Annotated in this window: 1 protein-coding gene; it reads left to right on the forward strand. The window is 44.3% G+C overall.

Annotated elements, in window-relative coordinates; translation table 11 throughout:
* The coding region (locus tag KH400_RS23485) for a hypothetical protein (RefSeq protein WP_217228746.1) at window positions 1-327 on the forward strand (327 nt) is incomplete at both ends.

Here is a 327-nt window from a genome sequence, read left to right on the forward strand (position 1 = left end):
AATGTAACGTTCTCAGGTGCACCAATGTCATCAGTTGCCTTTGTTGGTGAGACAAGTGCAACTTTGGAGTCTACGAAGTTCACCGCTGATTCAGGTTACTACTTTGACGCTCAGCAACCATCATACTCAGGTGCAACAACAAGCGTTTCATCCGATGGTAAAGAGCTTTGGGTATCGTTTACGTACGACGACACAAATAACTCAGCAGCTTCTGATAGTGATCCACAAAACTTTGAATTTACGTTGCAACCGGCAACGCAACAAGGAAACATTATGTACTCGTATTCAAATGCGGTTAGCGTGCCAAGTGATGCACCAGCAGATGAA

Source organism: Desertibacillus haloalkaliphilus (assembly GCF_019039105.1).
In the GTDB taxonomy this organism is placed as follows: domain Bacteria; phylum Bacillota; class Bacilli; order Bacillales; family KJ1-10-99; genus Desertibacillus; species Desertibacillus haloalkaliphilus.